Origin of the sequence: Pantoea cypripedii (assembly GCF_002095535.1) — a bacterium.
GTDB lineage: Bacteria > Pseudomonadota > Gammaproteobacteria > Enterobacterales > Enterobacteriaceae > Pantoea > Pantoea cypripedii.
On sequence record NZ_MLJI01000002.1, the window covers coordinates 774,986 to 797,536 of the forward strand.

Here is a 22,551-nt window from a genome sequence, read left to right on the forward strand (position 1 = left end):
CTGGTGGTTTTCAATGGACGACAACAATGACATACACCCCGATGAGCGATCTCGGACAGCAAGGGCTGTTTGAGATCACCCACACGCTGTTACAACAGCCTGATGCTGGCGCGCTGATCAACCGTCTCGCTAAACTTGTTAAACAGGCGGGGTTAGCCGATCGCGTGAATATGTTGCTTTTTGATGCACAGCATCAACAGGTGAGTTTTTATGGCATGGACAAAGCCTGCAGACCGCAGCAGCACGAAGATATCGGGGAGCTGACCCAGGGACCGGTCCGGCGTCTGCTTTCCCGGCCAGAGGCACTGATGTGCACCTGGCCAGAGTTTAGCGATACCTGGCCACAGGTAGCCAGGCTGGATTCTTACAATGGCTTTGGCCGTTATTGTCTGCTGCCACTGGCGGCTGATGGGCATATTTTTGGCGGCTGCGAGTTTATTCGCAATAACGATAGTGGCTGGAGTGAGAAAGAGCTGGCCCGTCTGCATACCCTGGCCCAGGTGGTTGGATTGGTGGTACAGCAAATTCAGAGCCTGCAGGATACCCATGATGACCGGTTGCAACTCAGTCGTGAACGGGATGCCTTTCGCACACTGGTGGCAGTGACCAACGCTGTGTTGTCGAGGCTGGATCTTGACGAGGTGATTAGCGAAATCGCCCGCGAGATCCACAGCCACTTCGGCATCGATTCCGTCGGTATTGTGGTGCGCAGCAGCCGTAAAGCGTGGCTGACGATACACTCAACCCATTTTGTTGATGAAGCCTCGCCGATTCACGATCAAAGCGAAGTGGCAGAAGCCGGGACGCTTTCGGAGAAGGTGTTTAACAGCGGTGAGATGCTGCTGCTTAACCTTTACAGCGATGCACAGGCCGCTTCGTATGAGCACCTGCTTCAGGATCTCTGGGACAACCAGATTCGGACGCTCTGCCTGCTGCCGTTAAAATTTGGCGATAACATGCTGGGTGTGATGAAGCTGGCGCAACGTCGGGAAGGGGGCTTTACACCGGCCAATTTGCAGTTGCTGCAACAGATTGCTGAGCGCATTGCCATCGCGCTGGACAATGCGCTGGCCTGGCAGGAAATCAAGCGGCTGAAAGAAAATCTGGTGGGCCGTGATCTGTATATCACCGAACAGATCGACAATGTAGCTGGTGAGTCCGGAGAAATTATCGGTCGCAGCGAAGTGATGTCGCATGTGCTGAAACAGGTGGAGATGGTGGCGCGCAGCGACAGTACGGTGCTGATCCTTGGAGAAACCGGCACCGGTAAAGAGTTGATTGCACGAGCCATTCATAATCAAAGTGAACGCAACAGCCGTCGCATGGTGAAAATGAACTGCGCTGCGATGCCCGCCGGGTTGCTGGAAAGTGATTTGTTCGGCCACGAACGCGGCGCGTTTACCGGTGCCAATACCCAGCGCATTGGCCGCTTTGAACTGGCGGATAAAAGCTCACTGTTTCTTGATGAAGTGGGTGATATGCCGCTGGAATTACAACCCAAACTGCTACGCGTGTTGCAGGAAAAGGAGTTTGAACGCCTCGGCAGCAACAAATTACTGACCGTGGATGTACGCCTGATCGCCGCGACTAACCGCGATCTGAAGCAAATGGTGTCCGAACGTGAATTTCGCAACGACCTGTATTATCGACTCAACGTCTTTCCCATCCGGCTGCCACCGTTGCGCGAACGTCCGGAGGACATCCCGCTGCTGGTGAAATCCCTGACCTTTAAAATCGCCCGGCGCATGAACCGTAATATCGATAGCATTCCAGCTGAGACCCTGCGTACCCTGCGACGCATGGAGTGGCCCGGTAATGTGCGCGAGCTGGAAAACGTGATCGAACGGGCGGTGTTGTTGACGCGTGGCAATGTGCTGCATCTTTCGCTACCGGAAATTGATTATCGTCCACGGGTGGAAAGCAGCGAGCCTGTCACGCCAGCCACGGAAGACCATGCCGGGGAGGACGAATATCAACTGATTATGCGGGTGCTGAAAGAAACCAACGGCGTGGTGGCTGGCCCGCGTGGTGCGGCTCAACGACTGGGCATTAAGCGCACCACGCTGCTATCACGGATGAAGCGGTTAGGGATTAATAAGGAGGTTTCTTAACCGCCCCAATACGCCTGTCAGGGGGCCTCAGACAGGCGTAACAGTGCTGACTGAAACGATGGCGTGAACATCGCGCCATGTGTCAGCCCGGGAAACAGCGCCCAGGTTGCCGTGACACCGCTGGCGCGCAGGCTGGAGACGGTATCCCGCACGGCGCGTAACACTGCCGATGGGCCGGTGTTGGCATCCTGTCTGCTGTCACCGTTGCCTTCCATCAGTACCAGCTGTTTATGGCTGAAGCGGTCTTTGCTGACGGATGTCATCTCATTAAGCAGCTGGAAGTTATCCCGCCCCAGCGAGGGACTGGCTGAATAATAGAATGTGAAAAATGGCGAGGAGAGATACGCATCCAGCACAAATAGCCCGCCATAGGAATGGCCCCAGATGCCACGTTTTAACGGGTTGATAGCCAGGTTCTGCTCGGCCTGAGGGGCGATGGTTGCTTCCAGCAGATGGCGGAAGGCGGGGCTGCCGCCACCGCTGCGGCCATGGCCATCACGCCGCGGTTCACCGTTGTTATTGGTCACTGCGGATGTGTAATCATAAGCTCTGGCGTTCAGGTCAAACGGCAGGTTGGTCTGGTAACCGATCACCACCAGCACCGGTGGGGATTCCGCGGATGCTTTCTCCAGCAGGCTGTCGGATAACCGGTCCATCACCGCATTGCCGTCCAGCATATACAGGATGGGATAGCCCGCTTTTGGCGGGGTTTTATTGGGGATCCCGGTCCACACTTTGTAGTGCCGCTGGCCGTCGGCAGAATCAAAGGTACGCACCGAAAAATGGTAAAAAGCGGACCCTTTGTCGGCAATATTCGGCCCCAGTGGTGTCATATCAGGCCGGGCATAGCCGGTCCCGGCGCTGATTAGCAGCATGAAAAATGCGCACAAACTTCCTATGACAAGCGAGGCCAGTTGAGAACGTTCAGACTTACTTTTCATCGTGGTATTAATCACTTATCCAATGTGAAGATGATCAGGAAGTAAGACAATTTAATGATAATGGTTCTCAATTTCAACAAGATCACGGGAAATGGAAACAATCATCCGCCAATAATTGCTCGCAGCTGATTCAGGACAATACGCGCTGCCGTGGGCCCGGCGTTGTTAAAGTAGGGCTGGTAGTCAACTTCTACTGCCTGGCCCTTCTGCACCGCGCGCAGATTCTCCCAGCCCGCCATCGAACGGATTAGGCTGGAACCGTTTTTCTGCCCGCCAAAGATAATCCAGTCGGCATCAATACCTGCCAGGTCTTGTGGTTCAATGATACGGGAAACGCTAGCAAAGTCTTCACCGCCTCCCCAGTTCAGCCCTAAGTCTTTCGCGATTAAACCGGCGAACGAGTGGCGTCCCATCAGTTTAACCCGCTGTCCATTGGACTGAATAAAGGCGATAGAGGTGTTTGCCGGACGAGTATGCAAGCAGTCGTGATCCCAGGACTGCAACCAGCTGTCGGCCTCCGGCTGACGACCCAGCGCTTCGGCCACTTTAAGAAAATCGCTGCGCCAGTTGGTGCCCCGACCTTTTGTCACCACCGCAGGGGCGATGGCTTGCAGGGCGGTCAGGATCTCGGGTTGCTGCAATCCGGCGGAGTTCAGCAGGATAAGGTCCGGATGCACGGATTTTATTGCTTCAATATCGGGATCCTTACGCTCACCAAGGTCACGCATTGTCCCTAAGCCACGCGCGTGCTGGGGATAATAAAGCGATAAATAGGGTTCAAAGACCCCCGTGCCATGGCCCTGTGTGGTGCCTACAGGAATGATCCCCAGAGTGACGCAACTGTCAGTCTGCCCGGTCGAAATGGTGGCAACGCGAACGGGTTTATTGGTTAAAAATGTTTCGCCATATTCGTGTGAAATTTGGTATGGAAAAGAATGCGTCATTTCTGTCTCGGAATGGTCTAATTTTGAATCCTGACACTAAAGGTTCCGGGTATCCCGGTCAACGGACTTTTATCTATGATTTTGATAGAAAAAATCAAGTGAAGGTCAGTGAGCGTTCAATTTGTCCTCCTCCTTATTTAATTCATACTTACAATTTCTTTACGAAATCTTTGCGATATAATGACCAGGATGTGTAACCCTTAATAGTTAATGGAAGCCAGATCCTGAACGATCTGGATTAATGGGGAAATCCGTACAACGGCATCTAACTATTCACCTCGGGAGGGGGTAATGGCGTTATCAGAAGTGCAGCTTATTACTTTACGTCGTATACAGAGCGGAACGAAACACAAGTTGCGTGGCGATAGAGCGATAGGACTGGAAATGAGAAGGGATATTTCGGCCTGCAACAGAAAAGATATTACCTGTCGTAGCCTGGCACCGCTGATGCGGGCAGGTCTGATTGAATTTATTACTCATCCCACCGACAAGTCACGTTATTACGAAGTCAGATTAACGGTGACTGGCAGGGAACTCATCGAAGAAGAGTGATGAAAAACCGTATGCTTGTTATTCAATATATCCAGCCGGGTTGCATTTATTAGCATCCGGTAAATCTGGCACATTCTGTAGCGGCACAATTTATTGCGCAGGTTTAAGCAGATAAAAAACAGCGCGATAAATCGCGCCGTTACAGACCATGATCAGGTGGCGGGTGTTAACGCATCATTGAGGAATCTCACCGCGTTGCGTAATGCCTGGTCGGCTTCGGGAAGCAATCCGGCAAACAAATGCCACACATGGAACATTCCGGGCCAGACTTCAAGTGAACTGCGGACCCGATTTTCGCCAAGATGCGCGGCGAGTCGGATTGCGCCACTCAGCATCACTTCATTTTCACCTATCTGGATGAGCGTGGGGGGCAGATCCCTGACATCGGCAAAAATCGGTGAGGCATCAGGATGGGTGGGTAATGCTCCCGCCAGAAAAATACCTGCCAGCTGGTTAAGAAATTCCGTGCTGCATAAGGGATCAAGCCCATCCCTGACGCGCGCCGACTCGCCGCTGTGGGTGAGGTCAGCCCAGGGAGAAATAGCCACGGCGGCGGCAGGCAATGGGATTTGCGCATCGCGTGCTTTACGCATGATGGTTATCAGCATGGCTCCCCCTGCCGAATCGCCGGAAATAGCCAGCGATTTGGCATCCACTCCGCTGGCCAGCAATGCGCGCCATGCAGTGAAGGTATCTTCAATCGGCGTCGGGAAGGGATATTCTGGTGCCTGGCGGTAATCCGGGACGTAAACCCGCGCGCGTAGCTGTCTGGCATAATTCCCGGCGAGTCCTCGATAAGCTTTTATTCCGCCATGAACATAGCCACCGCCATGGATATAAAACAGAGTCCGGCCTTCAATCACGTTATCCGGCGTGACCACCATGGTCGCGACGCCGCCTAAATCCGTCTGGGTAAAAGCCACGCCTGCCGGTGCGGGGAAAAGGCGGTCCAGTCCCGCAACATAGCTGTCGCGCGCCTCTTGCCAGCTGTGGTCACTGGCCCCATGCATTTTCAGAAATACCGGCATCGCCGCCTCTTTCCAGCCTTCTAACGCTTTTTGTGCATTAACAGGTAACATTTCTCGATCTCCTGGTGAATAATTTTCTCCATAAGTAATTTAACCAAACAGTCAGGGAATAGGTTTCTACAATGGGTATCCGTACATTCATCACTGAACCGCATGCTGGCGCTGGCATGGAGCTCAGGACCATGCGCACCTTCGTGGCGATCGTTGAAATGGGAAGTTTTGTCGCGGCCGCGAAAGCGTTGGGGTTAACGCGGTCTGCTGCGGGCAAGGCCCTTGCCCGACTGGAAACGCATCTGGGCACGCGTTTGCTGCATCGTTCGACCCGCACGTTGTCACTGACCACCGATGGACAATTTTTTTACGAACGATGCGTGCAGATCCTGGCGGATATTGATGAAGCTGAAAGCAGCGTCAGGCAGGATAATCCCGAACCGAAAGGGACTTTGCGTCTCACCGTAACCTCAGCGTTTGGCCGCATCGTGATTTTGCCGCTGCTGCATGAATTCCTGAAAAAATGGCCTGAACTGGAAATTGAAATCAGTTTTACCGACCGGATTATCGACTTAGTTGAAGAGGGTTTCGACCTGGGAATCAGATTGGGAGAACTGCCGGTTGATTCATTAATGATTGCCCGCCGCATTACCCACTGCCAGCATTTTATCTACGCGTCACCCGCTTATTTGCAACAGCAGGGGACACCAGAAGATATTCATGAAATTGGGTCCCATCAGAGGCTGATATATGGCCTCCAGCCCGGTTCAGGTGTCTGGCAACTGGCTGAGAAGGCGGGTGCTGAGATTGCCATTGCTGGCAATCGCCGTCTGCGCTTCGACAGCGGGGAAGCGATAAAAGATGCTGCCGTGGCGGGTATGGGAATTGCCCTGATGCCCTCATTTCTGGCGGCTGACGATGTGCATCACCAGCGTTTAGTCAGGTTATTCCCCGCCTGGGCAGGCAGGGACATCGCCATTAATGCGGTATACCCGCATCGCAAACACCTGGCGGCAAAAGTCCGGCAATTCATTGATATGTTAGTGATGCACTTTCCATCCTGAGTCTTGCCGGGTTTGACTGGCGTTGTATTGATACCTGGATTTCTATGTATACTTTGTGATGTCCATCACATTAAGGAATTCACTATGTCACGCTTCGCGAAGGTTCTGGTTGGTTCTTTTTTACTGATGCTGGCGGGCAGCGCCAGTGTTTTGGCTGCGCCCCTGCCGCGCATCGGGATTATTGGTGCGGGTGATATGGGGGGAACGCTGGGGCGGCTGTGGGTAAAGGCCGGTTATTCGGTGTTTTTTGCCTCCCGCCACCCTCAGGAGTTACAACCGCTGGTCAGTTCGCTGGGATCGCATGCCCAGGCTGGCACCCCGCTACAGGCGGCAAAATTCGGTGATGTGGTGGTGATGGCGGTGCCGTATGGCGCTTTACCGGCACTGGCGAAAAGTCTGGCTGAACCTTTGCAGGGAAAAGTGGTGCTGGATGTCGCCAATCCTTATCCGCAAAGGGATGGAGAGGTGGCTACGCAGGCATTACAGGCCGGTAGCGGTGTTTACAGCGCCCGTCTTTTCAGCGGTTCAAGGGTGGTACGGGGATTCAATTCGCTGGCGGCTGCCAGCCTGGCCGCCGATGCACATCGCCCAGGCGAGGCGCTCGCGGTGCCGCTGGCTGGCGACGATAAGAACGCGCTGGATACGGTAGCACAACTGACGCAGGCGGCGGGTTTCGCCCCGGTGGTGACAGGCAACCTGGCCACCGCGACCTTGTTCCAGCCCGGCAGCGATCTGTTTTTACAGACGCTAACGGCTGATGAAGTCAGACAGGCTATTCATCAGTAACTCTCGCCGTACTCACCTGCTGGCATCAGCGTCCAGCAGGTTTTTTCCGTGCCTGAACTGATCGATCCCCGCACAACCCTGAAGCAAATCGTAACCAATCTGGTGCAATGCAATGTCATTATGTATTTGTTTATATAACGATTTTTCGTTTCCCGCTGAATGTCTTCTCCTTAAAACACATAACAATCAATCGGTTAAAAAATGATCGCCTGAGGTCAGAAACCTGGCACAACTTTAGCTTTGCATATAGTGGATAAAATTATCCTATATGCAAAATGAGGCTGTTATGGTTAATATTATGACGTCCGCCGAGCCTGAGGCATTGTTCAGCCCGCAGATGAAACGCGTGCTGTATGCCAGCGTGATTGGCTCGATCATTGAGTGGTATGACTTTGTGATTTACGGAACGGCTGCGGCGATGGTGTTCAATCATCTTTTCTTCCCCGCTGTCGATCCGGCAATTGGTGTCATTTTGTCGTTAGGAACCTACGCGGTAGGCTACTTTTCCCGCCCGCTGGGTGGCGTGATCTTCGGTCATTTTGGCGACAGGTTTGGCAGGAAAGCAATGCTCACGTTAACGTTGCTGATCATGGGGTTAGGTACGTTTTTAATTGGTTGTCTGCCGACGTATCAACAGATTGGCCTGTGGGCACCGCTGCTGCTGGTAACGTTACGTTTTGTCCAGGGGCTGGGTATCGGGGGGGAATGGGGTGGTTCAGTGGCTCTGGCGGTCGAACATGCGCCAAAGCACCGCCGCGGACTGATCGGCAGCTTAATCCAGCTGGGATATCCACTGGGTGTCCTGCTTTCTACCGGGGCATTTGCCTTGATAACCCTGTTGCCGCAGGAAAGTTTTCTGAGCTGGGGCTGGCGTATTCCTTTTCTGGTCAGCATCGTGCTGGTTTTTATCGGTGCGCTGATTCGCTTATATGTCCATGAAAGCCCGATATTTCAGGAGACCCAGCAAGCAGAGAAAGCCCCTTCGATCCCGTTTATCGATGTCCTACGCCATCATAAGCAGACTTTTTTTACCGCGATTGGCTTAAAACTCTCAGAAATCGCCTGGGTGGTGACCATCACCGTGTTTGGCGTCAGTTACGTTACGCAACACCTTGGTTTACCGAAAACGGTGATCCTCAATGGCCTGATTTGTGCGGCGGCACTGGAGCTGATCACGATTCCTCTTGCCGGTTATTTATCTGACCGCTTCGGGCGTAAGCCGCTGTTCTACGCGGGGTGCCTGTTTGCCATCATCGCTGCCTTTCCGTTGTTCATGCTGTTCGATACCCGGGACCCGACCGTTATTGCCATTACGGTTGCCATCGCCGTCAGCCTGGGTCAGGGCATTATGTTTGGCCCGGAAGCCGCCTGGATGTGCGAGCTGTTCCCTACCCACCTGCGTTACACCGGTGCCTCGATGGGGATGCAGATCGGCGGTGCGCTGGGTGGTGGCGTGGTGCCGGTGGCAGCGGCAGCGCTGCTGGTCTGGGCCAATGGGGCGACCTGGGGTGTGTCGATCATGCTGATCGCCATTGCCTGTATGACGTTAGTCGCGACCTGGTTTGCCAGAGAAACCTCAACAACAGATTTATAACGGGAGAGACAGCATGAGTTCTATCGAGAGTATGGCGTCAGTCACACCTGCCGACTTTACTGGCCAGGTTGAGTTTCTGCACTTATGTCCCCGCGCCTTTCTGCCGATGCGTTCAGTGCCAACGCTGACCCTGATTGAAGGACAGGGGATTGAGGGCGATCGCTACTGCCTGAGTGGTGGATTTTATTCGCATAAGCCGGAAGAGGGGCGGCAGGTCACTCTATTTGAGATTGAGACGCTGGAGGCATTAAAACGTGACCACGGTATCGATTTTGCACCGGAGGAGCACAGAAGAAATATTACTGTGCGCGGTGTTCCGCTTAACCATTTGGTGGGGCGGCAGTTTTGGGTGGGTGAGACGCTGCTCGAAGCCACACGCTTATCGACGCCGTGCAAACATCTGGAAGAAATAACCGGTAAACCGGTGTTCGATCCTTTAATTAATCGCTCCGGGTTGAACTGCAAAATCATTAAAGGCGGGCAGGTTCATGTTAATGACATCATCAGAGCGCATCGGGTTGGGTAAATGAAGGCAATAACCTATGTAACTACCGTGGTTACCCGGCTGGAAATGACGGGCGATGATGTATTGCTGGTGACGCTGGCCGACCCCGATCGCTGGGAGTTACCGGCCTTTGAGGCAGGGGCGCACCTGGTTCTCATTTTGGGCAATGGCATGAGGCGCGCCTATTCCCTGTGTAGCGATCCTGACGACCGTTATCATTATCAGATTGCCGTGAAACGGGAAACGAGCAGCCGTGGTGGTTCGGCGTGGATCCATCATCATCTTGGCATGGGGGATTGGGTGGGCGTTTCTTTACCGCGCAGCACCATGAAACTCCATCAGGATAAGAAAAAACATCTGTTAATCGCCGGGGGAATTGGTATCACCCCGATGCTGGCGTTTATTTATCAGCTGGAAAGAAAATGCCTGGATTATGAGCTGCATTATTTCTATCGCGGAAATCCGCCGTTGTTCAGGGAAGTACAGCAGGCGATGAACCATGGTCGACTTTTTCTCTATCCCTCATCGGGAAATGCCGGGGTCAGGACATCCATCGAAGCGATCATGCCTGCTTATAGCGAGGATATCTGCCTTTATTGCTGCGGCCCGGAACGGATGATGGTTGCCTACAACCAGGCTGGAGCAGCATGGCCAGAAGCACAGTTGCAGCAGGAACACTTCTCCGGAGTAGCTCTTGATGATGCGTCGTTACCCCCGTTCACTATTGAGCTGCGTCGCAGTGGTAAAAGGGTGGCGGTTGCCGGAGGGCAAACACCGCTTCAGGCGTTGCTTGAAGCGGGTGTTGATATCGACTACTCCTGTGAAGGCGGGATTTGTGGTGCCTGTAGCGTTAGCTGGTGTGATGGCAAACCCGTTCATCGGGATAAGGTTCTGTCCGCTGAAGAAAGAAAAAGCAAATTAATCCTGTGTGTGGCGGGATGCGACAGTGAAAAGCTGGTGCTCGATTTATAGTTCCCGATGACCTGATTATGGTCGCCTCTGCATCGTCGCCAGGCTATAGTGGCTCGTCTCATCATCCAGACGAGCTTTATCCGGTGAAGCTCAGACGCAACCCAGAGAGCTTATGAACAGTCGTTCTGAAGAGAGTACCCGCCAGACAATTTCTTTCCAGTTAAAGCAACAGCGTAAAACGCTAAATCTGTCATTGCAGGCGTTATCTGAACTTTCAGGCGTCAGCGTTTCGATGATTTCTCGCACGGAACGGGGGGAGGTGACGCCATCCACCACCGTGCTTTCACGTCTGGTCAATGCGCTGGGCCTGAGTTTTGCCGGACTGATGGGGTCGCAATCCTCTGAAGATATCGTTGTCATTCGTTCAGGCGAGCAGCCGGTGTTAGAAGACAAACAAAATCGCTTTACCCGTACCTGCCTGTCTCCCATTCTTCCTGGGCGTGGAATCGATGTTGTGAAAGTGAATCTCGGCGCGTATTCCGGCTCTGGTGAACTGGTGGCGCATAACTTACCCGTCGAAGAATATATCTATGTGCTGGCTGGCAGTGTTGAAGTGACGGTGGGTGAGACGGTCAATCTTCTGCATACCGGTGATTCAATGTATTACGCCGCAAAAGTTCGACATGGATTTTATAATCCCGCCGATACGGATTGTGAGTTTCTGTTGGTCATTGACGGGAAACAGGGATGAGGGATACCGGTTACAGCTGCTCCCGGTTTCCATAAAAGGCGGTGCAAAGGGGGCGCATAGTTGCTGCTCCACATGCCTTTACTCGCCATAATTTCAATTGCCCTTGTTTTCTTCCTGACGAACTCTGCATCCTTTACCATAAATAGCCTCCGTTATTTATCCCTTTATAGACCGATCATATCCTGATGATCAATTGTTTCATTGCGGACAAGCAGATGGCCTCAGAAAATGTCAGTGATAACCAGCCAGAGTCTCTCCCGCTGAGAGAGTGGTAATTTTCATGGTTCCTGAATATTCACTGATTTTAGTTGCTAACTATTTTTCTCAGAGCAATCCGAAATTAGCATGCTTCGTTGTCGGCCCTGGCTGGAAAACAGCTAGCCAGCGGTGGGCTAAACGATAAAAACACCATGATGAATACAAGGATATTTAAAATGACCATCCGCTTAAACACGATGTCTCTTATTCAGATGCTGCAAACCAAAGACGCTATGGAAAAAATCCAGGCACTTTCAGCGGGTTGTATGGCGCGTTGTTTTGCAGGAGGTAAGGCCTGATTTTGATCAGGATGCAGAACTCATAAAGCCATTGTCAGCGATGGCTTTATTACCGGAGTGTATTAATGCAGGAGGACTTCCTCCTGCTTAGCATAAACTGAATGGGCATCATTATTCACTGAGGCTGGTATGCAACAAACAACAAAGATGAGTGCGAATGATATTCGGAGCTTAATTTCACCAGAGTATGTTGATATCGTTTTTAACTTCCTCACTGATTATACAGAAACGGTCAGGCATGAATTGATGGATGAATGTCTGAAGTTTTTATGGATTTGTTCGTCAATTAATAAAAAAGCCTTCGTTCCGGTGAGCCAGGATGTCGATAATGTCTGGCATGCATTTATCCTGCAAACACGTCTGTATCCGGGGCTGTGTAGTATTCTGCCGGGAAAGGATTTTATTCATCACCAGAGTGGTTCCTTCCATGATTACATGAGTGCGACATCGGGTCAGTTGATGGCTGAGGAACTCGTGTTTTGGTTGACTGAATATCACCGTCTGTTCGGCGACTTTACAGCGGAATCGGCTAAACATTGGGTGATAGTTAATTTTCTGATGCAGGGTGAAGGGTTAAGTCTGGCCGACGTTAATACGCTGGCCGCCGGAGGGGAAGTCAGTGTTTCTTTGACTGATACGGAGGCCCCAGCCAATGCAAAACAAACCTCTGTCCTTTCGCATGGCGACTGTTGATGATGTCGCTGATATTTATGAACTGATAAACAGTTGCTGCATGGATTTGCCTGGAAAATCAGGGAAAAGTCGGGGTTCATTGCCTCCGGTTGACGTTGTAAATCTTACACAGCAGTTAAGTGAGCAACGTTCAGCCATCGCTGTGGATAAGCATCGCATCGTGGGTTACGTCGGTATCAGCCACGTACATTTTGAGGATGAAGACTGGCTGAGAATTGGGCCAATTTGTTCTCTGGCTGAATCTTCCAGTGCAGGCATCAGCCTGATGAAATGGTGGAAAACACACTATGTGGTTCGGCAAAACTACGCGGGATTGCTCGGTTATGTCACCAATCCGCGTGTTGCAAAACTCTATCGCTATTATTTTTCTGCCAGCCATAGAGAATATATCCGGCCAAATGGTGAGGTGATGGATATTATGTATTGCAGATTTTAAATATATTGGTAACAAAGGGTGCCTGCGGGGCTACTTATGTCGCCTCGCAGGTACCCTGGGAAAAAAATCGGATCTCTGGCATTTGAATGGTTCCACGTGGTGTGGAGTGAGATAGGGTAATAAATTCAGCCAATTGAGAAGACACCATCCGTCGCCTCCGCACCCCAGACATAATTTCAGTATTGTCCTTTGACATCATCTAAGCTCTCTTTGTATACAGGTCATTAATCGTAATCTGTGATGCTGGCCGGTTATTTTATCATTGTTATACAATAAAATGTCATTGCCAGGAAGGGCTGTGATGTGAGTGTGAAATTAATGAAGAGAATAACTCAATATATCTAAGGAGAGAATATGCTTTCTGCCACAAGTGCTATTTCGTCTGCCTCAACTTCATCTCTTGCTAATCGATGCCGTGTGGACTCATCTTTTCATGCTCCACAAAATATTGTCTCGGTTAATAATACGGAAATAACGCATCCAGGTTCGAATGTCGCTGATGACGTGAGTGAAAAAATGGACTGTTCGATAAAAGTACCTGAAATAGTCCACTTTGTCTGGGAAGGAAAAGGTGCACCGGAGTCCCATCTTGCTAATATCCTCAACTTCAGAAGAATTAACCCGGAATTCGAGATTAAGATCTGGACGACCTGCCCAGCAACGATTATGCGGACTCTGGAAAAAATGCTCCATAGTGATGACGCAAAGTATCGTTATCTGGCATTTAATTTTAGCGATATCAAAGAGGGTGTACGCTTCCTGAAAACAGAAGATCCCCGGCCACTTTTCTCTGCTTTCCCACCGGGGGTTTATGCTGCCTGGGCGAGAGAACATTATGGAAGTTTTGCTAATCAGGCAGCGGCATCCGATGTTACCCGCCTGGCGGCTTTATACCATTTTGGCGGAACTTACTTTGATATCGATGTGAGCATGACGAAAAAATTTAACTGCCCGAAGTATAACCCAGAAGAAAAGCAAACATGTGGAATATTAACCTACGGCAACTCCGTCATCACCGCGATAAAAAATAGTCCGGCAATTGCCGATACATTGATGACTATCGATAAAAACTACAAAGTGATCCCCAGAAAGACCAGTGACGTTTTCTACTCCCGGCACAATTTGTATACCTGTGATAAAAGTAGCTTCAGGAATGAAGATGTCTGGGATATTAAGAGAACAACGACCAGAGGAAGATTGATCGGCTCAGTTGCGCTTACAGGAATAGATATTCTCAAAGAAGCCTGGTGGCCTGAGGCTGATCTCTTCAATTGTAATTACCAATTCGGGCATAACGAGCGTAAGACGACCCTCCCTGCTAATGTCTTCTATTTGCAGAAGTACAAGAATGAAATATTTCATCTTTATATGGATAATGATGAGAGTAGACAATTTCTGTCAGATTTACATGATCCCCTTTCGCGCGACTGGAGAAAAGAGGTGGATGGCAAGGCTGAATCCTATAAATGGGTTTCAACAGCGAAATCCAGGCGCACCAGCATCTGAACGATGAAGCAGCGCGTTTTATCGCGCTGCTTAACTTCTCCTATGGGCGCGGCGGGAACTGACCTAACTGCGTAAACAGCCCAAACCAATCTTCCATATGCCAGGTAGTGGTAATACGCTCGCCATTAAGCTGATGGAACTCATGCAGCCGAAAACTGACCGATTTTCCGGTAGGTTCAATCCCCATGATTTTCCCTTGATGTGTTCCGGTAATTTCCGCCCGTACTGCAATCTGACCGGGAAGCTGGATAAGATCGTGAATGATGATCTGCACATCCGGAAAAGCATGAATAAATTCTCTGATGATAGGTTTCAGCCCTTCAGGCCCCGCAGTCTGACCTGGGGCCAGGGGAATATCATCCCAGTCTGGTGTGACCGCTTCATCAATCAAATCAGGATTTTGGTGGCTGAAAGCCTGATAAAGTTTTTCCACGGCCTGACGTTCGGCCATAAGACGATTTATGGTCTCTTGATTGCCTGACATTGCTTCATTCCTCTGGCTGATGATTTTTTATGATTAATCTGTAATCCGCAGCCAGTATCACATCCGCATTAGCTATAATTAAAATAAATAATAGATATAGAGGATTATACAATTTATGGATTTTAAGGGGCTTGACCTTAATCTCTTGGTGGCTTTTGACGCGCTGATGGAAGAGAAAAATGTGACCCGTGCCGCGACCAAAGCATCAGTCAGCCAGCCTGCGATGAGTGCTGCGCTTTCCCGTTTACGCACACATTTTGCCGATCCGCTGTTTATTCGCAGCGCTTCAGGGCTGCTGCCGACCGCGCGGGCAAAAGAAATTGGGTTACACGTGTCTAAAGCGCTGGAGGAGCTGACGCATCTGCTGGCTCCGGATGTGTTTTCCCCGGCAAACAGAAGTATGTCATTCACGTTGGGGATGTCTGAATACCCGATGATGGTGCTCCTGCCTGGCATCATGAAAGCGGTCAATCAGCAGGCACCAGGGGTGACGATTCATGTGCATTCCTATATCGATCGGGACGAATCTGTTGCCATGCTGGATAGCGGCAAGATTGACCTGGTGATCGGCATCGCACCGACGAAATCTGAAAACAGAATATTGTCGCGGCCATTAATTCGTGATGAGTTTGTCACCCTGGTCCAGCGGGAGGGTGAAGCGGCCCGTGAGGGGATGACGCTGGAGTCATATCTGAAGGCGGGCCATATCCTGGTTTCGCCTGAAGGCAATCATTATGGGCTGGTGGATGAACGGCTTAAGGTGATGGGACTGACCAGAGATCTGCGTCTGACATTGCCCTCTATGTTCGCCGTTGCTGGGGTGATCCAGCAAACGCAGTATATTGCGACGGTGTTGAAACGTAGCGCATTAGCCAGCGAAAAAAATGAAAACGTATTGATGTTCAATCCCCCGCTTGAGATGCCTCAGATTCAGTTTGATTTGCTTTGGCACCGCCGATCCGATGCCAGCAAAGCACAACAATGGTTGAGGCAGCTGATTTGTGAACAAGCCAGGGAGTTGATGTAAGTTCACGCCGCAGCGGAAGCAAGCTCCCTTCACATAAACTTAAACAAGTTGTGATATCAGATTCATATTCCGAAGATGCAACCGGTTTTCACCCTTAAAGGAGTATGTGGATGGATCGCTATAAAATTATGTTTGATCGCCTGGAGCAGAATAAAGAAGGGGCTTTTGTTCCCTATGTTACCCTTGGGGATCCCAATCCTGAACTGTCATTTGCAATTATAGAAACATTGATCAACGCTGGTGCAGACGCTGTCGAGTTGGGTATTCCTTTTTCTGATCCACTAGCCGATGGCCCGGTTATCCAGGCCTCAGCGATTCGGGCATTACAGGCGGGAGCAACATCTGCTGCCTGTTTTGATATTCTCACCCGTCTGCGCGCCCGCCATCCGCATATACCGATCGGCCTGCTGATGTATGCCAATCTGGTGTTCACTAACGGCATCAGCCATTTTTATAAAAGATGTGCACAGGCTGGGGTGGATTCTGTGTTGATTGGCGATGTTCCGGTTGAGGAATCAAAAGAGTTTCGTGAAGCAGCTGAGAGCAGTGGCATTTCTACGGTATTCTTTGCGCCACCGAATGCTGACATGGCTACCTTAGAAGCAGTATCAGGATATGGCGGTGGTTATACTTATCTGCTTTCACGTGCCGGGGTAACCAGCGTTGAAAATAAGGCGGGTCTGCCCTCACCACATATCCTTGAAGCGCTCAGACGCTTTAATGCCCCACCAGCAATGTTAGGTTTTGGCATATCAATGCCAGCGCAAGTCAGAGAAGTGATGAAAAGTGGCATTGCGGGTGTTATATCGGGTTCTGCGGTAGTAAAAATAATAGAACGCAACATTAATGCGCCAGATACGATGTTGGCTGAGCTCTATTCTTTTGTGAGATCGATGAAAGAGGCGACACGTAACCAATAGAAAAACCATGCGGTGTGAAATCACCGCATGGTTTTTAACTTACTGAAAAAGCGTGAGATTAAATCAGGAAATCATCCAGAGATTTACCGCTTTCGATTGCAGCTTTAATGACCGCAGGGGTACGACCCTGACCGGTCCAGTGTTTTTCCTGACCGTCTTCAATATATTTATACTTAGCCGGACGCGGAGCACGTTTAGCGCGTGGTTTACCTGCACCCGACAGAGAACCCAGTAATTCATTCGGGTCGATACCGTCTTCCAGCAGCAACTCACGATATTTAGCCAGCTTCTCTGCTTTCTCACGTACAGCAGCTTCTTCTGCATGGCTTTCTTCACGACGTTCTGAAACAACAACGCTGAACTTCTCAAGCATTTCTTCCAGATCGGCCAGAGCCAGTTCACGTGCCTGCGCACGCAGTGTACGAATGTTATTTAGCGCCTTAAGTGAATCACTCATGGAAATCTCCAAACGGTGTCGTTGAACGAGTAAAGTATGACGAAACTAAGATTTAAAATAAGTCTGTGAAATGAGTATATACTCACGCGTCACTATGGAAAAGGGGAAACTTAACGTTGACTATAAAAATAATGACACCGAGGGTTATTTTTGGGAGGCAACGAGGGTTTTTATCATAAATGTTGTCATCACCATGAAGAATTATTTACTTTACTCAGAAACTTGCCGGGGGTATCGGTACAATTCTTAATTTATCCTTACGCTTTTCTACTCCGTTTCAAATCCGATCACGTAATTGCAAATACATCTTTCCTTTAGGGCGAGTTGAACTATAGTTCAGTTCGGCAGCATATTGACGATAATTTCAGTCCTGTATTGTGCTTACCCTCTTAACTTACTGCGTCCAAAAATTCACAGGGGCAGGTTATTACCGTCGCCGAATCTGCCCGAAAATAAAATGCACAACAGCAGGATTATGACGCTGGAGGATAAACCTGATGTCAAAATGGAAATAACGGCCAGCTGCGACAGAGGTTCCTTTTCCTGCCGGCAAGCGGCATGCGATAAATCGGCACAAGACAACAAATTAGATACAAACTATTTACATTTCAGGTGAGTTGTACTTCACTAACTCTCAACGGAATAATCATGGATTACAAGGAGATGTTGCGGTGATGACGCAATCCTTAACCGAAAAAACCGGGCATCTGGCATGGTGCGCTCTGATCGCTCTTGAACTGGCGAGACATGATGGGTTGGTCAGTTCTGAATCCCAGGAAAATGTTTTCCTGACGCGCTGGCTGGCTACCGCGCTGAAACAGCATCGTTTTCCCCGAGAAGTTGCCAGTGATATTCAATGGTTGTTGAAACAGGGCCGGGCATTTGGACCCGCAGCAAAACTGCGACACAAACTCGATTATCTTTGGCGCTCCTGTACGGGGGAATTGTCCCAGCAGAACGACCTGTTCCGTCTGACCTACGCCATTGAAACCGCGAAGCAAATGCAATGGGTCTATAGGGTGCTCAGCGACAGAGAATGGTCAGGGCGTAATACGGTTGTCACCAACGGCGAACTCGACGCGATATATCTGTCACGATCCGGGTTGGACGTTTCCTTCGATGCTGATGGTGGGCAGATCGCGCCGCTGATGGCGCGGCTAACCGGGAATGTCGCTGGGCTGGAAAAAATACTGCATCGCAGCGGCTGGCGCAGCGAAGTTTGCCAGCAAACGCAAACACCTTTTCTTTTCCAGCTGATGACCCATTCATAATCATGCTATCAATCCAGCACTTAGCCGCAACAGCAAACGAATCGGCTGACAAATAAATTCGCCTGTTCTAGACTGGCCTTAAAGGTGATGGCGTTCCACCTTCCTACAACCGCCCCGTTCGGGGCTGATGACGCCTGATATGACTCTTAATCACTTGAGAGGTATGTCAGGCTGATCTGAATTCACCCAGCCCGCATACTTCCTGCTGCGGGGATCCTCCTTTGATACATGTTACAGGCCATATCAATCCTGACAGCGATGCCATCTGCACGGCAGTTGTCACCGCTTACTGGTTAAATCAGCAACATCGTCCCGCTCATGCATGGCGTGCGGGTGAGGCCAATCGGGAAACACGTTTTATTTTCGCTGAAGCAGGTTTACCCCTGCCGGAACGACTCACGCTTTCCCTGAAAGGCGAGGATGTCTGGCTCGTCGATTTCACCGAACCGGCTCAGGGGCCGGACGATCTGCATCAAAGCAACGTTATCGGCATTATCGATCACCATCGGCTGGGCGGTTTGATGACACAGTTACCGCCAGAAGTCTGGATAAAGCCGGTAGGGAGCAGCGCTACCGTGCTCTGGCTGTTAATGGATGAAGCCGATCGCAACAGCCTGGCCTCATCTCACGCCATTCTGCTGCTGGGTGCCATCCTGAGTGACACCGTTAATCTGAAATCGCCAACGACGACGGAAGAGGATATTCGCACCGTTACCCAGCTCTGCGTACGAACGGGCATTAATCGTAAAACCTTCGGCCGTCATTTGTTGAGCGCGAAAACCGACCTTGCCGGACTGTCACCCCAGCACCTGCTTGAGAAGGACCTCAAAGCGTTCGTGATCGCGGGTACGGATGTTCGCATTTCGCAAATCGAAGTGATGAACCCGTCTCAGGTTTCTCATCTGATTACTGCGCTTTGTGAGGAACTGAAGAATACAGTCGCACAGTCCGGCGCGGGGTTGGGTGTGCTGATGGTGACGGATATCACCGACAATTTTTCCACGCTCTATTTTGCCGGTCGGGCATTGAAAAATGTCGGACCCTGCTCACTGCCGGGGATGCTCAGCAGGAAAAAACAGCTGTTGCCCTGGCTCCATCATCATCTCGAACAAAGCCGGGGTGAAGCATGAAATTTTATACCCATGCGCTGGTGCTGGTTCATGACCAGCAGGACGGTGCGTTGCTGCTGAATCATGCTGCTGTGCTGGCACAGCAGACAGGAATGAAAATCACGCTGGCACATATCAGCGAGGACTATCGCGAAATGAATTACGTTTCCGACAGCGTCATGGATGACAGGGTTTCGCAAGCCATTATCAGGGCGAAATCTTTGTTGAGTGAACTGGTCAAGGCCGCGCCGGTGGTGGTTGACGCGTGCGAGCTGGTGACAATCAACCGATTCGAGGATGTGGAGCAATGCATTAAAGAGCGGGGTATTGACCTGGTGATTGCCGGACATCGCAATCGTTTCATGGGACTACTGGCATCACGCTCACTGGAGTACATCAACCATCTGACAGTCGATGTTCTGATTAAGCACACCCGTAGCTGAACAGCAGGAGAAAAACATGAGTTTTAATATCGACAGAATGACTGCGCGTGAAATTCTTGATTCACGCGGAAATCCGACCGTTGAAGTCGAGGCGTTTACCACCGATGGGCTGATGGCCCGAGCCTCCGTCCCTTCGGGGGCCAGTACCGGAACCCGCGAAGCCCACGAACGACGGGACGGCGATCACTCGCGTTATGGGGGTAAAGGCGTGCAAGATGCGGTGCAGGCTGTTTGCGGAGAAATCAGTGCAGCGCTAGCCGATATCGATGTGCGTGAGCAGCGAGCCATTGATAACGTCATGCTGGAACTGGACGGAACAGAAAACAAAAGCCGGTTAGGGGCCAATGCCATTCTCGGCGCATCGCTGGCCGTCGCCAGGCTGGCAGCGCTGGCGACACGTCAGCCGTTATATCGTTACCTCGGCGGACTGCGTGCTAATCTGTTGCCGGTTCCCTGTATGAACATCATTAACGGGGGTGTCCATGCACGGGGGCAGGGTGCCGACTTTCAGGAGTTCATGATAGCGCCGCATGGTGCCGAGAGTCTGAAGGAGGCGGTGCGTCAGGGCAGTGAAGTTTATCAGGCACTCCGTCAGTTGCTGCTGGAAAAAAACCTTTCCGTCGGAGTCGGTGATGAAGGCGGTTTTGCCCCTGCGGTGTCGTCAAATCGCGAACCACTGACCTTGATCGTGCAGGCCATTGAGAAAGCGGGCTACCGGCCCGGTGAAGATATCAGTATTTGTATTGATCCGGCATCGAGTGAGTTTTACCGTGATGGCCAATATCATCTGCGCACGGAAAATGCCGCGCTGAGCGCCAAAGAAATGACGGCGTATTATAGCGAGCTGCTGGATCAATTTCCGATTGTGTTGCTGGAAGATGGTCTGGCCGAGGACGACTGGAGCGGCTGGAAATATCTCCATCAACAGCTGGGAAGCCGGGCAGAACTGGTTGGCGATGATTTGTTTGTGACCAACGTGAAATACATCCAACGTGGGATACAGGAAAACCTCGCCAGCGCAGCACTTATCAAGCTTAATCAGATAGGCACGTTGAGCGAGACATTCGATGCCGTTGCGCTGTGCCAGCGTCATGGCTGGGGGGCGTTCATATCGCATCGAAGTGGCGAAACCACCGATGCATTTATTGCGGATATGACCGTCGCGCTGCGAGCCGGACATCTCAAAACCGGCGCGCCTTGCCGCGGAGAGCGGGTTGAAAAATATAATCAGCTAATGCGTATTGAGCAGGAACTTGGACAGGACGCTCAATACGCCGGGCTGGGGGCGTTTATCCGCCGCGCCTGATGACAGGCCGGGCTTCACGGCCCGGCCCCTTATGGGATTAAGCATGCATACATCAACGCTTATTTTATTACGCCATGGCGAAAGTCAGTGGAACCTTGAAAATCGTTATACCGGCTGGACAGATGTACCGCTGACGCCACAGGGTTATCAGGAGGCTGATCGGGCGGGCGCGCTAATCAGGCAAGCTTCACTGATGCCTGATTATATTTGCAGCTCGGTGATGACTCGCTGTATCCATACCTCCTGGCGTGTGCTGGATCAGCTGGATCGCGCATGGCTGCCGGTGGACAAAACCTGGCGTCTTAACGAACGACACTACGGGGCGTTGCAGGGACTGAATAAAGCTGCAACCGTCGCTACCCTGGGTGAGGAGAATGTCTTCCGCTGGCGCAGAACGTTGCACGGCGTTCCACCGGTGGATGCAGAGGCGCCCGCCAGGCTACAGACCGATCCCCGCTATCGACATATTGCCCTGCAAGACTTGCCCGCCGGAGAGAGCCTGTACATGACTCTGCATCGGGTGCTTCCTTACTGGCAACAGGTGGTGGTGCCTGAGCTACGCGCCGGTAAGACGGTGTTAATTGTGGCGCATGCTAATTCACTCCGCGCGCTGATGACCTTCCTCGAAAAACTCAGTGACGAGGCGATTACCCGATTGCATGTGCCAACCGGGGTGCCGATCGTCTACTCCATGGACAGCGCCGCCAATGTGATGACGCAGCGCGTCCTGACCTGACCGGGTGTCCGGTCAGTTGCCTCATGACATGCGATGACATAAGTCTGGAACAATTCAGAAACCCTTCCTGCCTGGCTTTTCTATATCCTTTTTCCCGTGAAGTTGTGCTTTTCCCCATTCGCTCAAATTAACGGTAAATCGAGGTAATAAATGAAAAAGTTTCTGGTGCTGGTTGCAGGTTTTGTTTTTATCAGTGCTGCCAGCGCAGCGCCGACCGGTGCATTTATGCAGCGGGTACAGGATCGTTTCAATGCTGCAAATACCAATCATGATGGCAAATTGACCCTGGCAGAAGCGCAGGCGGGTATGCCGCGTGTCGCTCAGCATTTTGCGGAAATAGATACAGCGAAAAAAGGCTATATCACCTTCTCGCAACTCAGTGCATTTATGGCGGCGAAAAAATAATCAACCCGATGAACGCGCTATC

General features: G+C 51.2%; 26 protein-coding genes and 1 riboswitch. Of the genes, 20 read left to right on the forward strand and 6 right to left on the reverse strand.

The window, feature by feature from the left end; genetic code table 11:
- Positions 1-26: 26 nt before the first annotated feature.
- On the forward strand, positions 27-2,111 hold the full coding sequence (gene flhA, locus HA50_RS24820) for a formate hydrogenlyase transcriptional activator FlhA (protein WP_084879466.1): 2,085 nt from the start codon (positions 27-29) through the stop codon (positions 2,109-2,111).
- A gap of 17 nt (positions 2,112-2,128) precedes the next feature.
- On the opposite strand, the gene HA50_RS24825 is transcribed toward flhA, so the two are convergent.
- Positions 2,129-2,986: an alpha/beta hydrolase gene (locus HA50_RS24825; protein ID WP_244193670.1), complete on the reverse strand. Its 858-nt coding sequence runs from the start codon at positions 2,984-2,986 to the stop codon at positions 2,129-2,131.
- A 167-nt stretch (positions 2,987-3,153) separates the two neighbouring features.
- Entirely contained in the window at positions 3,154-3,996 is an 843-nt protein-coding gene (locus HA50_RS24830) for an ABC transporter substrate-binding protein (RefSeq protein WP_084879468.1), read from the reverse strand.
- 291 nt (positions 3,997-4,287) lie between these two features.
- Between HA50_RS24830 and HA50_RS24835 the strand changes: the two genes are divergently transcribed.
- A complete protein-coding gene (locus HA50_RS24835; RefSeq protein ID WP_084879469.1) occupies positions 4,288-4,548 on the forward strand; it encodes a hypothetical protein in 261 nt (86 codons plus the stop codon).
- A gap of 152 nt (positions 4,549-4,700) precedes the next feature.
- Here the strand turns inward: HA50_RS24835 and HA50_RS24840 are convergent, their stop codons facing one another.
- On the reverse strand, positions 4,701-5,627 hold the full coding sequence (locus tag HA50_RS24840) for an alpha/beta hydrolase (RefSeq protein ID WP_084879470.1): 927 nt from the start codon (positions 5,625-5,627) through the stop codon (positions 4,701-4,703).
- Positions 5,628-5,758: 131 nt separating this feature from the next.
- Here HA50_RS24840 and HA50_RS24845 point away from each other — a divergent pair, with 131 nt between their 5' ends.
- The 6 genes from HA50_RS24845 (at position 5,759) to HA50_RS24870 (ending at position 11,179) form a co-directional block, all read left to right on the forward strand.
- A complete protein-coding gene (locus HA50_RS24845; protein ID WP_244193671.1) occupies positions 5,759-6,631 on the forward strand; it encodes a LysR family transcriptional regulator in 873 nt (290 codons plus the stop codon).
- An 84-nt stretch (positions 6,632-6,715) separates the two neighbouring features.
- Positions 6,716-7,417 carry an NADPH-dependent F420 reductase gene (locus HA50_RS24850; protein ID WP_084879472.1) on the forward strand — a complete coding sequence of 234 codons (702 nt, stop codon included), beginning with the start codon at positions 6,716-6,718 and terminating at the stop codon, positions 7,415-7,417.
- Positions 7,418-7,703: 286 nt separating this feature from the next.
- On the forward strand, positions 7,704-9,011 hold the full coding sequence (locus tag HA50_RS24855) for an MFS transporter (RefSeq protein ID WP_139811025.1): 1,308 nt from the start codon (positions 7,704-7,706) through the stop codon (positions 9,009-9,011).
- 13 nt (positions 9,012-9,024) lie between these two features.
- The gene (locus HA50_RS24860; RefSeq protein WP_084879473.1) at positions 9,025-9,537 is read left to right on the forward strand and encodes an MOSC domain-containing protein; all 513 of its coding nucleotides are present in this window, start codon (positions 9,025-9,027) and stop codon (positions 9,535-9,537) included.
- The gene (locus HA50_RS24865) at positions 9,538-10,488 is read left to right on the forward strand and encodes a PDR/VanB family oxidoreductase (protein ID WP_084879474.1); all 951 of its coding nucleotides are present in this window, start codon (positions 9,538-9,540) and stop codon (positions 10,486-10,488) included.
- A gap of 112 nt (positions 10,489-10,600) precedes the next feature.
- The gene (locus HA50_RS24870) at positions 10,601-11,179 is read left to right on the forward strand and encodes a helix-turn-helix domain-containing protein (protein ID WP_084879475.1); all 579 of its coding nucleotides are present in this window, start codon (positions 10,601-10,603) and stop codon (positions 11,177-11,179) included.
- On the opposite strand, the gene HA50_RS32200 is transcribed toward HA50_RS24870, so the two are convergent.
- Positions 11,119-11,319 (reverse strand): DUF6404 family protein, encoded by a 201-nt coding sequence (locus tag HA50_RS32200; RefSeq protein ID WP_139811026.1) that lies wholly within the window; start codon positions 11,317-11,319, stop codon positions 11,119-11,121. The two genes, HA50_RS24870 and HA50_RS32200, sit on opposite strands and share 61 nt — an antisense overlap.
- Positions 11,320-11,613: 294 nt before the next feature.
- Between HA50_RS32200 and HA50_RS32035 the strand changes: the two genes are divergently transcribed.
- The 4 genes from HA50_RS32035 (at position 11,614) to HA50_RS24885 (ending at position 14,371) form a co-directional block, all read left to right on the forward strand.
- Entirely contained in the window at positions 11,614-11,736 is a 123-nt protein-coding gene (locus HA50_RS32035) for a hypothetical protein (protein ID WP_276329379.1), read from the forward strand.
- 129 nt (positions 11,737-11,865) lie between these two features.
- Entirely contained in the window at positions 11,866-12,429 is a 564-nt protein-coding gene (locus HA50_RS24875; RefSeq protein ID WP_139811027.1) for a glycine-rich domain-containing protein, read from the forward strand.
- A complete protein-coding gene (locus tag HA50_RS24880) occupies positions 12,389-12,865 on the forward strand; it encodes a hypothetical protein (RefSeq protein ID WP_139811028.1) in 477 nt (158 codons plus the stop codon). The genes HA50_RS24875 and HA50_RS24880 overlap by 41 nt, the downstream gene beginning before the upstream one ends.
- Positions 12,866-13,219: 354 nt before the next feature.
- The gene (locus HA50_RS24885; RefSeq protein WP_084879478.1) at positions 13,220-14,371 is read left to right on the forward strand and encodes a TcdA/TcdB catalytic glycosyltransferase domain-containing protein; all 1,152 of its coding nucleotides are present in this window, start codon (positions 13,220-13,222) and stop codon (positions 14,369-14,371) included.
- Positions 14,372-14,411: 40 nt separating this feature from the next.
- On the opposite strand, the gene HA50_RS24890 is transcribed toward HA50_RS24885, so the two are convergent.
- Entirely contained in the window at positions 14,412-14,855 is a 444-nt protein-coding gene (locus HA50_RS24890; protein WP_084879479.1) for an ester cyclase, read from the reverse strand.
- A gap of 115 nt (positions 14,856-14,970) precedes the next feature.
- On the opposite strand from HA50_RS24890, the gene HA50_RS24895 reads away from it, so the two are divergent.
- Together HA50_RS24895 and trpA are read left to right on the forward strand one after the other, a co-directional pair.
- Positions 14,971-15,882 (forward strand): LysR family transcriptional regulator, encoded by a 912-nt coding sequence (locus tag HA50_RS24895; RefSeq protein WP_084879480.1) that lies wholly within the window; start codon positions 14,971-14,973, stop codon positions 15,880-15,882.
- Between the two features lie 110 nt (positions 15,883-15,992).
- Positions 15,993-16,802, forward strand: a complete 810-nt coding sequence (gene trpA / locus HA50_RS24900) for a tryptophan synthase subunit alpha (protein ID WP_084879481.1) — start codon at positions 15,993-15,995, stop codon at positions 16,800-16,802.
- A gap of 58 nt (positions 16,803-16,860) precedes the next feature.
- On the opposite strand, the gene HA50_RS24905 is transcribed toward trpA, so the two are convergent.
- Complete coding sequence (locus HA50_RS24905; protein ID WP_084879482.1) at positions 16,861-17,259, reverse strand: H-NS family histone-like protein; 399 nt, start codon at positions 17,257-17,259, stop codon at positions 16,861-16,863.
- A 674-nt stretch (positions 17,260-17,933) separates the two neighbouring features.
- Between HA50_RS24905 and HA50_RS24910 the strand changes: the two genes are divergently transcribed.
- The 6 genes from HA50_RS24910 to HA50_RS24935 all read left to right on the forward strand — a co-directional run bounded on the left by HA50_RS24910 (position 17,934) and on the right by HA50_RS24935 (position 22,529).
- Complete coding sequence (locus tag HA50_RS24910) at positions 17,934-18,530, forward strand: DUF2913 family protein (protein ID WP_084879483.1); 597 nt, start codon at positions 17,934-17,936, stop codon at positions 18,528-18,530.
- A gap of 74 nt (positions 18,531-18,604) precedes the next feature.
- Positions 18,605-18,674: riboswitch (Fluoride riboswitch) on the forward strand.
- Positions 18,675-18,751: 77 nt separating this feature from the next.
- Positions 18,752-19,660, forward strand: a complete 909-nt coding sequence (locus HA50_RS24915) for a DHHA2 domain-containing protein (protein WP_084879484.1) — start codon at positions 18,752-18,754, stop codon at positions 19,658-19,660.
- The gene (locus tag HA50_RS24920) at positions 19,657-20,082 is read left to right on the forward strand and encodes a universal stress protein (RefSeq protein ID WP_084879485.1); all 426 of its coding nucleotides are present in this window, start codon (positions 19,657-19,659) and stop codon (positions 20,080-20,082) included. Before HA50_RS24915 ends, HA50_RS24920 begins: the two co-directional genes overlap by 4 nt.
- A gap of 16 nt (positions 20,083-20,098) precedes the next feature.
- Positions 20,099-21,388, forward strand: coding sequence for a phosphopyruvate hydratase (eno, locus tag HA50_RS24925; RefSeq protein WP_084879486.1), 1,290 nt, complete (start codon positions 20,099-20,101; stop codon positions 21,386-21,388).
- A 43-nt stretch (positions 21,389-21,431) separates the two neighbouring features.
- On the forward strand, positions 21,432-22,124 hold the full coding sequence (locus HA50_RS24930) for a 2,3-bisphosphoglycerate-dependent phosphoglycerate mutase (protein WP_084879487.1): 693 nt from the start codon (positions 21,432-21,434) through the stop codon (positions 22,122-22,124).
- A gap of 150 nt (positions 22,125-22,274) precedes the next feature.
- Positions 22,275-22,529 carry an EF-hand domain-containing protein gene (locus tag HA50_RS24935; protein ID WP_084879488.1) on the forward strand — a complete coding sequence of 85 codons (255 nt, stop codon included), beginning with the start codon at positions 22,275-22,277 and terminating at the stop codon, positions 22,527-22,529.
- Positions 22,530-22,551 lie beyond the last annotated feature (22 nt).

Coding starts and splice junctions, on each gene's coding strand:
- flhA (WP_084879466.1), top strand. CDS start 27: ATGACATACACCCCGATGAGCGATCTCGGACAGCAAGGGCTGTTTGAG.
- HA50_RS24825 (WP_244193670.1), bottom strand. CDS start 2,986: ATGCTGCTAATCAGCGCCGGGACCGGCTATGCCCGGCCTGATATGACA.
- HA50_RS24830 (WP_084879468.1), bottom strand. CDS start 3,996: ATGACGCATTCTTTTCCATACCAAATTTCACACGAATATGGCGAAACA.
- HA50_RS24835 (WP_084879469.1), top strand. CDS start 4,288: ATGGCGTTATCAGAAGTGCAGCTTATTACTTTACGTCGTATACAGAGC.
- HA50_RS24840 (WP_084879470.1), bottom strand. CDS start 5,627: ATGTTACCTGTTAATGCACAAAAAGCGTTAGAAGGCTGGAAAGAGGCG.
- HA50_RS24845 (WP_244193671.1), top strand. CDS start 5,759: ATGCGCACCTTCGTGGCGATCGTTGAAATGGGAAGTTTTGTCGCGGCC.
- HA50_RS24850 (WP_084879472.1), top strand. CDS start 6,716: ATGTCACGCTTCGCGAAGGTTCTGGTTGGTTCTTTTTTACTGATGCTG.
- HA50_RS24855 (WP_139811025.1), top strand. CDS start 7,704: ATGGTTAATATTATGACGTCCGCCGAGCCTGAGGCATTGTTCAGCCCG.
- HA50_RS24860 (WP_084879473.1), top strand. CDS start 9,025: ATGAGTTCTATCGAGAGTATGGCGTCAGTCACACCTGCCGACTTTACT.
- HA50_RS24865 (WP_084879474.1), top strand. CDS start 9,538: ATGAAGGCAATAACCTATGTAACTACCGTGGTTACCCGGCTGGAAATG.
- HA50_RS24870 (WP_084879475.1), top strand. CDS start 10,601: ATGAACAGTCGTTCTGAAGAGAGTACCCGCCAGACAATTTCTTTCCAG.
- HA50_RS32200 (WP_139811026.1), bottom strand. CDS start 11,319: ATGGTAAAGGATGCAGAGTTCGTCAGGAAGAAAACAAGGGCAATTGAA.
- HA50_RS32035 (WP_276329379.1), top strand. CDS start 11,614: ATGACCATCCGCTTAAACACGATGTCTCTTATTCAGATGCTGCAAACC.
- HA50_RS24875 (WP_139811027.1), top strand. CDS start 11,866: ATGCAACAAACAACAAAGATGAGTGCGAATGATATTCGGAGCTTAATT.
- HA50_RS24880 (WP_139811028.1), top strand. CDS start 12,389: ATGCAAAACAAACCTCTGTCCTTTCGCATGGCGACTGTTGATGATGTC.
- HA50_RS24885 (WP_084879478.1), top strand. CDS start 13,220: ATGCTTTCTGCCACAAGTGCTATTTCGTCTGCCTCAACTTCATCTCTT.
- HA50_RS24890 (WP_084879479.1), bottom strand. CDS start 14,855: ATGTCAGGCAATCAAGAGACCATAAATCGTCTTATGGCCGAACGTCAG.
- HA50_RS24895 (WP_084879480.1), top strand. CDS start 14,971: ATGGATTTTAAGGGGCTTGACCTTAATCTCTTGGTGGCTTTTGACGCG.
- trpA (WP_084879481.1), top strand. CDS start 15,993: ATGGATCGCTATAAAATTATGTTTGATCGCCTGGAGCAGAATAAAGAA.
- HA50_RS24905 (WP_084879482.1), bottom strand. CDS start 17,259: ATGAGTGATTCACTTAAGGCGCTAAATAACATTCGTACACTGCGTGCG.
- HA50_RS24910 (WP_084879483.1), top strand. CDS start 17,934: ATGACGCAATCCTTAACCGAAAAAACCGGGCATCTGGCATGGTGCGCT.
- HA50_RS24920 (WP_084879485.1), top strand. CDS start 19,657: ATGAAATTTTATACCCATGCGCTGGTGCTGGTTCATGACCAGCAGGAC.
- eno (WP_084879486.1), top strand. CDS start 20,099: ATGAGTTTTAATATCGACAGAATGACTGCGCGTGAAATTCTTGATTCA.
- HA50_RS24930 (WP_084879487.1), top strand. CDS start 21,432: ATGCATACATCAACGCTTATTTTATTACGCCATGGCGAAAGTCAGTGG.
- HA50_RS24935 (WP_084879488.1), top strand. CDS start 22,275: ATGAAAAAGTTTCTGGTGCTGGTTGCAGGTTTTGTTTTTATCAGTGCT.